This window comes from Treponema sp. R6D11 (assembly GCF_054786075.1).
Window position 1 is genome coordinate 1 of record NZ_BDHD01000069.1, and the last position, 9,797, is coordinate 9,797.

General features: G+C 47.1%; 13 protein-coding genes and 4 tRNA genes. 14 read left to right on the forward strand and 3 right to left on the reverse strand.

From position 1 onward, the window contains the following. Nucleotides 1-980, forward strand: a 980-nt coding sequence (locus tag ACYVTD_RS07455; RefSeq protein ID WP_461247147.1) for a hypothetical protein, incomplete at its 5' end; no start/stop codon positions are given. Continuing rightward, the gene (locus ACYVTD_RS07460; protein ID WP_461247148.1) at nt 898-2,259 is read left to right on the forward strand and encodes an SUMF1/EgtB/PvdO family nonheme iron enzyme; all 1,362 of its coding nucleotides are present in this window, start codon (nt 898-900) and stop codon (nt 2,257-2,259) included. The genes ACYVTD_RS07455 and ACYVTD_RS07460, both read left to right, overlap by 83 nt. A gap of 126 nt (nt 2,260-2,385) precedes the next feature. Here the strand turns inward: ACYVTD_RS07460 and ACYVTD_RS07465 are convergent, their stop codons facing one another. Both ACYVTD_RS07465 and ACYVTD_RS07470 read right to left on the reverse strand, forming a co-directional pair. Continuing rightward, nucleotides 2,386-2,760, reverse strand: coding sequence for a type II toxin-antitoxin system death-on-curing family toxin (locus ACYVTD_RS07465; RefSeq protein WP_461247149.1), 375 nt, complete (start codon nt 2,758-2,760; stop codon nt 2,386-2,388). Nucleotides 2,761-2,765: 5 nt separating this feature from the next. Continuing rightward, a complete protein-coding gene (locus ACYVTD_RS07470; protein ID WP_461247150.1) occupies nt 2,766-2,978 on the reverse strand; it encodes a hypothetical protein in 213 nt (70 codons plus the stop codon). A 216-nt stretch (nt 2,979-3,194) separates the two neighbouring features. Here ACYVTD_RS07470 and ACYVTD_RS07475 point away from each other — a divergent pair, with 216 nt between their 5' ends. The 4 genes from ACYVTD_RS07475 to ACYVTD_RS07490 all read left to right on the forward strand — a co-directional run bounded on the left by ACYVTD_RS07475 (nt 3,195) and on the right by ACYVTD_RS07490 (nt 4,991). Next, nucleotides 3,195-3,398: a hypothetical protein gene (locus ACYVTD_RS07475; RefSeq protein ID WP_461247151.1), complete on the forward strand. Its 204-nt coding sequence runs from the start codon at nt 3,195-3,197 to the stop codon at nt 3,396-3,398. Nucleotides 3,399-3,689: 291 nt separating this feature from the next. Then, entirely contained in the window at nt 3,690-4,118 is a 429-nt protein-coding gene (gene rplM, locus ACYVTD_RS07480) for a 50S ribosomal protein L13 (RefSeq protein WP_461247152.1), read from the forward strand. Between the two features lie 8 nt (nt 4,119-4,126). Beyond that, a complete protein-coding gene (gene rpsI / locus ACYVTD_RS07485; RefSeq protein WP_461247153.1) occupies nt 4,127-4,519 on the forward strand; it encodes a 30S ribosomal protein S9 in 393 nt (130 codons plus the stop codon). A gap of 1 nt (nt 4,520) precedes the next feature. Then, nucleotides 4,521-4,991, forward strand: coding sequence for a regulatory protein RecX (locus ACYVTD_RS07490; RefSeq protein ID WP_461247154.1), 471 nt, complete (start codon nt 4,521-4,523; stop codon nt 4,989-4,991). A gap of 17 nt (nt 4,992-5,008) precedes the next feature. Here ACYVTD_RS07490 and ACYVTD_RS07495 read toward each other — a convergent pair whose 3' ends face one another. Beyond that, nucleotides 5,009-6,160, reverse strand: coding sequence for a hypothetical protein (locus ACYVTD_RS07495; protein ID WP_461247155.1), 1,152 nt, complete (start codon nt 6,158-6,160; stop codon nt 5,009-5,011). A gap of 87 nt (nt 6,161-6,247) precedes the next feature. On the opposite strand from ACYVTD_RS07495, the gene coaE reads away from it, so the two are divergent. From coaE to ACYVTD_RS07535, 8 genes are all read left to right on the forward strand, one after another. Next, entirely contained in the window at nt 6,248-6,853 is a 606-nt protein-coding gene (gene coaE / locus ACYVTD_RS07500; RefSeq protein ID WP_461247156.1) for a dephospho-CoA kinase, read from the forward strand. 1 nt (nt 6,854) lies between these two features. Next, nucleotides 6,855-7,541 carry an SPOR domain-containing protein gene (locus ACYVTD_RS07505; RefSeq protein WP_461247157.1) on the forward strand — a complete coding sequence of 229 codons (687 nt, stop codon included), beginning with the start codon at nt 6,855-6,857 and terminating at the stop codon, nt 7,539-7,541. Between the two features lie 104 nt (nt 7,542-7,645). Beyond that, nucleotides 7,646-7,730 (forward strand) — tRNA-Ser (locus tag ACYVTD_RS07510). A gap of 232 nt (nt 7,731-7,962) precedes the next feature. Further along, nucleotides 7,963-8,050 (forward strand) — tRNA-Ser (locus ACYVTD_RS07515). A 226-nt stretch (nt 8,051-8,276) separates the two neighbouring features. Next, nucleotides 8,277-8,350, forward strand: a tRNA-Arg gene (locus ACYVTD_RS07520). 79 nt (nt 8,351-8,429) lie between these two features. Then, nucleotides 8,430-8,921, forward strand: coding sequence for a bacteriohemerythrin (locus ACYVTD_RS07525; protein ID WP_461247158.1), 492 nt, complete (start codon nt 8,430-8,432; stop codon nt 8,919-8,921). A 51-nt stretch (nt 8,922-8,972) separates the two neighbouring features. Further along, nucleotides 8,973-9,386, forward strand: coding sequence for an aspartyl protease family protein (locus ACYVTD_RS07530; protein ID WP_461247159.1), 414 nt, complete (start codon nt 8,973-8,975; stop codon nt 9,384-9,386). Nucleotides 9,387-9,597: 211 nt separating this feature from the next. Further along, nucleotides 9,598-9,684, forward strand: a tRNA-Ser gene (locus ACYVTD_RS07535). Nucleotides 9,685-9,797: the final 113 nt, after the last annotated feature.

A 9,797-nucleotide genomic window follows, 5' to 3' on the forward strand; every position in this document is an offset into this window, starting at 1 on the left:
AAACGCTTGATTCAAAACTTAAGGAGAAGACCGAAGACAAATCGCTGGTTTTCACCAATCTGGGAGCGGAAGAAACGCCGTCGGTAGGCGATATTATCTGCTCATGGGGTTCAACCGCTGTCCCAGACGGATTTTTTTGCAGGGTAAAAACGGTTACCACAGTCGGCGATGAAACGGTTATAACCACCGAACCGGCTAAACTTGAAGACGCCCTGGAGAACGTGGAAGCCGAAGACACTTTTGAAATGTCGTTCGGGGACTTTAATGACGGGGACGGATTGGCGGAAGGGGTTACGGTTGAATTTGAGGATGAAAATTCGAACCCGCGCGCCGCCGCTTCGGGATCGTTGGGATCGTCCCTGCCGATATTTAAGATTAATAAAAACGTAAAAGGGGTAACCCTCGCAGGCTCCATAAGGCTCGGCTCGACGTTCGCCTACGACATAAAAACCGAAGATTTTACGATGAAGCGTTTCGAGATTTCCACGGGGCCGAGGATCAAGGCCGACCTTACCGCTTCCATAAGCGGCAAGGTGGAAAAAGAGATATCTTTTGAAATTTTTGAAAAGAAGCTTCCTTCTATAAAATTCGTTATAGGGGTAGTACCCGTCGTAATCACGCCTAAAATTTCCATAGAGGCCGTTATCTCTACTGAAGGCAAGGTAACGGTGTCGGCGAAACTTGTAGAATTGGATTATTCTTATATCTTTGGCGTCCAATATACGGAAGCCGGTAAGATAAAAGGCTTCCAAAGGAACACGTCGCAACCGGCGAAATTCCTTGAGGGCGTTCGCCTTGATTTGAGCGGCGAAATTAAAGTAAAACCCAAAGCGGCTTTTATGTTCGGCCTTTATGACATGGCTTACGCCGGCGTCTCAGCCGGTCTTTACGCCAAGTTTGAAGGGGAGAGCGGCAATTTATATAGGCGAGGACGTTTCGACGAACACGACGCTTTCTTTATCCTGCGGCGTGGAGTTTGACGCGGAGGCGGAACTGGAATTTTTAGGGGAAACGGTCGCGAGCATGGATCCCTACACTTTTTTCAGTATTGACTGGGTCATCTGGGCGATAACGACAAACGGCGTAAGCATCAGCCCTTCCGCCGTCTCGCTTCCCGTCGGCGCTACGACGAAGCTTACCGCCACCGTGGTGCCCGCTGGCGTCAATAATACCATAGCATGGAGCAGTAACAATACAAGTATAGCCACGGTGAACAGCAGTACCGGCGTTGTTACCGGCGTTGCCGTGGGGACGACGACTATCACCGCTACCAACATCGTCGGCAATAAATTCGCCACCTGTACCGTAACCGTATTTTCAGTTAACGGTTCTAGCCCCGGAGGCGGCGACGGTTCTGATCCCGGCGACGGTTCTGATCCTGGAGAAGTTATCCCCGACCCCGAACCCGGCTTCGCGATTACTAGTTCTAAAGGGATTGAACTGGTTTGGATACCCAAAGGAACATTTACCATGGGCAGTCCCACAACTGAATCGGGCCACACAACAGAAGAAACGCAACACACGGTAACGCTGACCCAAGGTTATTACATGGGTAAGTATGAAGTAACGCAGGAGCAGTGGCAAGCGGTGATGGGCGCGTTGCCGTCACAAGTGAACAGCGCCAGTGGCAGTGGAAACAATTACCCGGTGTACTATGTAAACTGGTATGACGCATTGGTATTCTGCAACAAATTGAGCATGGCGGAAGGGTTAAGCCCCGCGTACAGTATTGGTGGAAGCACCGAGCCTGCTACATGGGGAACAGTGCCAACGAGCGGTAATTCGACATGGAATGCTGTAGTAATTGTTGCCGGTTCTACTGGCTACCGTTTGCCGACAGAGGCGCAGTGGGAATACGCATGTCGTGCGGGGACGACGACGACGTTTATTACGGGAAACAACATAACTACGGATCAGGCGAATTATGACGGTAGGAGTCCGTATAACGGCAATGCAACAGGAATATACAGGGGTAAGACTACGCCCGTAGAAAGTTTTTATACATCTAATAATTGGGGACTTTATGACATGCCTGGGAATGTGTTTGAATGGTGCTGGGATTGGAGTGGTGGAACTTACACAAGCGACACGCAGACTGATCCCACCGGACCTGTTACGGGTCTTTATGGTTCTTACAGGGTGCTTCGCGGCGGGAGCTGGTACCACGGTGGTGGTGCATTGCGTTCCGCGTCTAAGTGGAACCGCGACCCGAGCCAGCTACATAACTATATCGGCTTCCGGCTTGTTCGCCCCTTGTAGAGGAAGAAGTAGTTAGTGGGTAGTATGTAGTAGATAGCGAACAGGGAGCGGGAGCGTTGCTTCTGCTCCCTGTTTTTTTGTTTGTGGGGAGCGCTACGGTCATAGTGCCAAATGTACATAGGTAAATTAACTATGAATATTAATCCAGTCAAGCAGATCAGTTTCCGTAATAGAACCATCTGCAAGCCCTAAACCAAGTTTTATAAGTTCATCATCAGTACAAGTAATCGGATGCCCGTTTATATCAAGAAAAACCATCATGACCAATATACCAATTCTTTTGTTACCGTCAATAAATGGATGGTTTTTTATAAGGGAAAAAGCAAGATGAGCCGCCATTGCCTGAAGCGTGGGGTACAAATTCTGTCCGCCGAAAGTATGAAATGGCGAGTTGGCGGATTGATCCAACAGGTGAGCGTCACGTACTCCGTCAATACCGCCGCTTTGGGCAATAAGCTCGCCATGCAAGGCGATTATTGTTTCCACGGAAAGAATTTTCATGTCTGTTATTTTGCCAATTCCTTAAATGCAGTAATGTGTTTTTCAAGTATTTTATTTGCGGAATTCATCGCTTCATCGGCGGAAGCTGTAGTTTCGGATACATTTAGTTCGCTTATCGGTTTAAAAATAATTATAGTTTTTCCCGTCGGCACTTCGCATGGAACATCAATAGTCAGCCTGTGATTGTCAGGAATTTCTACAGTTTGTGTAATGCTCATAATGTTAATGTAACATGAAAAAAAGCGAAAAGCAAGCAAATGCATAGGACGAGTAAACGTAAAGTAAACGCAATGGTATCAGCTACCGCTTTCTCCTAGCGTGCCTTGCCTTGCAGGGCACACTACCTGTGGGGTGTGGTTCGCCTACCAAGTCCTATACGCTTGCAAGAAAAAAATGAATTGACGAAACCCTTTAGGGCGGTTATATTTTAAAATATGAGCAGATTCATGGTAAACCTGACAGCCATCAACCCCAGTGAAAGACAACGCCGTACCCCGCCTGTCGAGGTGATGGTCGATACCGGCTCGGAAGTGTCGTGGTTGCCGAAAAAAGAACTGCTGGACATCGGCATAACCCCAGAAGGCAAAAAACAATTTGTTATGGCAAACAAGCAAACAATCGAGCGCGACATCGGCTAAGCCATACTCACCGCAGAAGGCTATTCCACGATTGACGAAGTGGTATTTGCGGAAGATACCGATATGTCGCTTTTAGGTGTACGAACCCTTGAAGGCTTTAGCGTAATGGTAGACAACGTAGGTCACCGTTTTGTCGCCACCACTTCTTTTGCGTGTTAATGTATGCCAAATTCAGCTTTTTTCGTCAAATTCCCGAACTTACCCCTATTGACACAATCCCCCTTTTTTTGTACTTTTAAACTCCCGTTACAGTTAAGAATTTTTAAGAAAAGGTGATAGAAGGTTATTGATATGAAGACAGTATTTGCAAAACCGGCGACTGTAGAACGCAAGTGGTTCATACTTGACGCCGAAGGAAAGGTCTTGGGCAGGGTGGCGGCAAAGGTCGCGTCCATCGTCCGAGGGAAAAACAAGGCTATTTTTGTCCCCCACCAGGAAGTTGGGGACTTTGTCGTAGTAATTAACGCGGATAAAATCGTGGTAACCGGAAGAAAGGCACATCAGAAATTGTATTACCGCCATTCGGGCTATCCGGGAGGGCTTAAAACCCAGACTTACGAGGCGTTAATCGAAAGGCACCCGACTATGCCGCTGGAAAACGCCATAAAAGGGATGCTTCCAAAAGGGCCGCTTGGCAGAAAATTGGCAAAAAACGCCAAAATCTACGCAGGGGCGAACCATCCGCATAGCGGACAAAAACCGTCGCCCATTGAGGTATAGGGGTTATTATGATTAAGAATCTTGGAATAGGCACTGGAAGAAGAAAAACATCGGTAGCTCGGGTTTATGTCCGGGACGGTAGCGGAAAAATCACAATCAACGACAAGGACATTGCCGCTTACTTCGCGCTGGAAGAACACGCGAACATGGTCCGCCAGCCGCTGATGGTTACCGCAAACGAGAACAAGTACGACATACTGATCAACGTTTACGGCGGGGGCTGTAACGGCCAGGCCGGCGCTTGCCGACACGGGCTTGCCCGCGCCCTTTGCCAGGTGGATCATACCAATTACGCCAGTCTGCGCAGTAACGGTTACCTTACCCGCGACCCGCGCATGGTCGAGCGTAAAAAGTACGGACGCCCCGGCGCAAGACGGCGCTTCCAATTCTCCAAACGCTAATTTGGAAGAAAACGAAAACGATACTACTTCCTACCTACAGGCGAAAAATACCGCCCTGCGTTTAATCGCCAGGGCAGAACAATGCGTCCACGGCCTCACCTTCAAACTGGAAAGGCGGGGCTACGATTCGCGTTGCGTCAACACGGTAATTTCAGAGCTTTGCGAACAGAACCTGCTCAACGACAGGCGCTTCGCCCAACTTTGGCTTGAATCCCGACTAAGGCTTACGCGCACCCCACAGCGGCTTCTCGCCTCCCTCTGCGGACGCGGTATAGACAGCAAAGACGCCAAGGCCGCTTTTAAGACCGTCTTCGACGAAGAGGCGGAGTTGGCTTTATTAAAACGCTTTGTCAAAAAGAACGGAAAAAAACCGCGCCGAGGCAAAGAGGGGGACTGTGTCCGCTCGCTGAAATATTTATTGAACAGCGAAGGTTTTTCGCCGCAGGTAATCAGGCGGTATTTTGAAGATTAGGTGTTGTAAGAGCGGTTTTAATGTTTATTCAATATCATTTTTGAGCAATATCTTGCCAGGAAGAAAAGCCCGATAACGGCCAATAACGGAACAATAATGCTCGTAAAAATAAAAATGATAAAATAATGAACCATATCTTCCACTACCGCGTTGCTAAGATTTTTTGCGTTATTTAAATACGACGGCATAGCGCTTCCGATCTTTTTTAAGCTGGTTAAATCTTTTTCCATTTTCGCGGCGGTGTTGCCCTTTGCTTCTATCGAAGAAAGAACTTTATTCATGTTATAGCTTAATACCGTTTTTTCAAAGAACGTTGAAAGATAGAAAGAAATAGGTACTGCAAACATTACTATCAGGCTTATTATTACGGATACGATAACCACCTTTACTATTTTCGATTTATCGTTACTTGTCCATATTGATACGATGGCGATTATAGCGCAAACGGGAATAATTATCAGAAAAACAATATATCCGGAAATCGCAAGCAAAATTTTCTCAAAAATTATTATGCTAAAAGCCAATAAAAACATATTGGAAATTTTATCTAAAACATTGTCAATCGGGGAAAGTTCTTCCATGGGGTTTACGGACGCTTCAACGATGACGCTGCCCCCCACTTGAATCGACTGCAATACGTTTACAACGCCGTTTACAAGTTTTAACGTCGCCCAAACTCCCGAGACCTGTTTCGATTTATCGGTGAGCGCCTTTTGAATGCCGCCTTCTTTGTCACTTTCGGCGACTAACCACGACGCCAAAGGCCCCGTTGGTTTCCCAAGTTTTATCTGTTTTTCTTTTTCGGCTTTTTGTTTTGCCTGTAATTCTTTCTTTTTTTCCTGTTCTTTCTTTTTGGCGGCCGCTTCTTTCTTCTTTTGTTCTTCTTTTTTGGCCGCTTCCTTCTTTTTTTCCTGCTCTTTCTTGGCCGCTTCCTTCTTCTTTTGTTCTTCTTTCTTCTTTATATCTTTTTCTTTTGCCTCTATTTCTTTCTTTACTTCTTTTTCTTTTGCCTCTACCGTCTTGATTTCTTTCTTTGCCTTATCTTCCAATTTTAGGAGTTTTTGCAGACCTTGCGGCACCGCTATTAAACCAAAAGACACCGCCCCAAAGGTGAGAGAGGAAAGACAAATAACCACCAATACTACGGTAAAAACGACTTTTTTACTCATATATTATATTGTAATACATAAATTCACATACAACCATAGATGAAAGCGTTTTTTAGAAGCCGCCGAATTCTGCCGATTTTAATATATATGCTGATTGGCCTTACGGGAACATATTGCGCCGGTAAAAACCATGTCGCCGCCCTGCTGGAAGCGCGGGGTCTGCCCGTCCTAGACGTGGACAAATTGGGCTATAAAGTCCTGGAAACGGAAAAAGAGGCGATTTTTGCCCAATTTGGCGGGGATTTACGGGCGGCGGACGGGTCTTTGGACAGGCGCCTGCTTGGGAAGAAGGTCTTTGGAAACCCGGAAAAGCTTGCCGCCCTTGAAGCCATTGTCCACCCCGCCGCAAACCGCCTGACTGTCGAATGGGTGGCGGAAAGGGAGAAGCTAGGGGACAGGGCATGCGTGATAAACGCCGCCCTTTTGCACAGATCGCCCGTTTTTGCCCGTCTTGACCGTCTTATTCTGGTAACGGCGCCCCTTTTAACCCGATTAATCCGAGCAAAACGCCGCGACAGGCTTTCCTGGCGCGAAATTCTAAGGCGTTTTGCCAGCCAAAAGGATTTCAACTCTCAATATTTATCAAAAAAAGCCGAAATTTATAAGGTAGAGAACCCAGGATTATCCGGAACCGGGAATCTCCATAAAAAACTTGAAAACCGGATCGATAAATTTGTAGAGGGGATTAATTAATATGGAAAAAGAACAGAAAAAATTATTATTGGTTGCCGTTTCGGTAGGCGTTTTCCTACTTGTAACCATCACCGCCGCAATCGCCATTCTCACGCCCAAAGCCAATCCTCAGGAAACCGCATATACCACGCCATATTCCTCTGGAAGGCTGCAGCCCGCCACTGTAGGCAATGAGCAACCGCCCGCTTCAACCGCTCTGGAAACAAAACCTGAAGTTCCCGGCACCGCGGCTGACGCGATAGACAATGATCAACTTACGATTAATATACCCAAACCCACAGCCCCGGCAGTTCCTGACAGTCAGGAACCTCTAACCCCGGCAAGAAATGTCGCGACCGTGGCTCCGGCGGCTAAACCCGCCACACCGGCAAAACCAGCTGCGTCAAAATCATCGGTGTCGAAGTCAACAACGTCAAAACCCGCCGCGTCCGCCAAAGCCAAAACCACAAAAGACTATTGGGTACAGACCGGCGCATTCATCGCAAAAGTCAGGGCAGAGGACACCAAGGAAATTCTCGCATCAAAGGGAATCACGTCGATTATTGAAAACAGCGAAATAAACGGAAAAACATGGTACCGCGTACGCGTCGGCCCCTACACTTCCGAAAACGAAGCCAATTACTGGCTTGCGCTGGTAAAAACAATAGATGGTTTCGCAGGCAGTCAGGTCCGTCAGACCGCAAGATAGCGAAAAACCCTTTTCCTACCCTTGATTCATCTCTAAAAGTCCTATATTATGGTCATTACTGGACAAACGCCCATATTTTGTGTTTAATTATTCCAGTCATCTTTGGAGCGGTGTCCGAGTGGTTGAAGGAGGCGGTCTTGAAAACCGTTGTGCTGCAAGGTACCGGGGGTTCGAATCCCCCCTGCTCCGACAAAAAATAATACCGAAATAATCACTTTTGTGGTTTATTTCTGGAATACAGGATCGTATGGGGGATTCGAACCGGAGCGCTCCTGTAAACAAGCCAAGGCGTAAGCCTTGACGTAAAAATCCGGCGCAGGACGCGCCGGGGAGCGCGTATGCGGGGGTGGAAGGAGCTGACAGGACGTCAGCGACTGGAACCCCGAATCCCCCCTGCTCCGTCATTATAAATCCCTTAATTGGAGCGGTGCGAGAGAGGCCGAATCGGGCTCCCTGCTAAGGAGTTGTGCCCCAAAAGGGTACCGGGGGTTCGAATCCCCCCTGCTCCGTAACGGTAAAAAAAAATACCGAATAAAATCCCTTGCTGGGATTGCTTTTTAAAAGTACAGAACGCTCGGGGGATTCGAACCGGAGCGCTCCTGTAAAAATGCTAAGGCGTAAGCCTTGAGAAACAAATCCGGCGCATGGATGCGCCGGGGAGCGCGTAGGCGGGGGTGGAAGGAGTAAACAGGACGTTTGCGACTGGAACCCCGAATCCCCCTGCTCCGTATTAAAGAGGCTGTAGCTCAGCTGGATAGAGTATCAGATTGCGGATCTGATGGTCGCACGTTCAAATCGTGTCAGCCTCAAATTGATAAAAAAGATTTTTTCTATAAAAAATACTACCCGCGGTAATATTTATTTCATATCTTATAACAAGGTGGCGTTATGAATTTAAAATCAGCGGCGACTATACCGCAGGCCAAAAATCATGTCTCATGGTCAAACTCATACTCGATGGGAGTCAAATTAATCGACGACCAACACAAGGGCCTTATTAATTTTGTTAATGATTTGTTTGATCATGCCAGCGGAAACGAAAAACAGGAGCGGGCTTATTTCAAAGAAGTCATTCAACAGGCGGTACAGTACATAAAAGAGCATTTTAACGCGGAAGAAAGATTAATGATAGGAACCAAATTCCCCGGCTACGCTGAACATAAAAAAGTCCACGATGAATTTACGAAGACGGTGGTTAAAAGCGTAAAGGACTTTGAAACAGGAAAGCGGCTGGTGCTTGAAAAATTCGCCTATTTTCTTAAAGACTGGGTCTTAACGCACATAGCGGTAATGGACAGGCAATACGCCGACTACTTTAGAAAAATCGCCACACGCAAAGCGGACGGGAAATTGACTATTTCAAAATCGGATTTAAATTAAATTGACAAAAGCCGCGTATCAGGTACAATAAGGGAGTATGGAGGCGCTAAATTGGGGATAGTACAAACGGAAATTACGCTGAAAAATTACGGTGATGAAATATTTGTTCAAAATGGGCAAAAGAAACCGGAAGATATAAGAACTTCTACAGTTACAGCGATTGTTGACACCGGTTCAATGTATATGGTTATACCCGAAGAATTAAGCCAAAAACTTGGGCTTACGGTAACTGGAGAAAAAACCGCCCACATTGCCAACGGACAGCGGATAAATTGCAAATTAATCGAAGCGGTAAAAGTACATTGGAAAAACCGTTTTACCGTAGTACCGGCAATAATTATCCCCGGTTCCGAAAAAGTTCTGCTTGGAGCAATCGCCCTTGAAGGAATGGATTTGATGGTAAACCCGGTAGATCAAGAAGTGGTTGGGGCTCATGGCGACAGGGAAGAGTTTTTGGCGGTGTAAGTTTCTATTTTTCATTTTTTGCGTATCACGATAGTTGATAAATTTTAATTAAAAACAGAATACCTAATAAATAACGTATAAAAATCACCCAATTTTAACATCAATCCCTCCCCCTTGACACAACCCCCTCTCGCCGTTACAGTGAATAAGCTCTACTGGGAACAACCGCCAAACCGCGAATCAGCGTCGTAATTGAGCCAAGTTCCCCACCGGAGAGATGCGAGAGCGGTTGAATCGGGCGGTCTCGAAAACCGTTGTGCCCTTACGGGTACCGGGGGTTCGAATCCCCCTCTCTCCGTTAGATTTATTTGTTAACGGCGGTCTGAGGGCTGGAAGGCGAATCCCTCTCTCTCCGTCCGGTATTGGAGAGATGACCGAGCGGCCGAAGGTGCACGATTGGAAGTCGTGTGT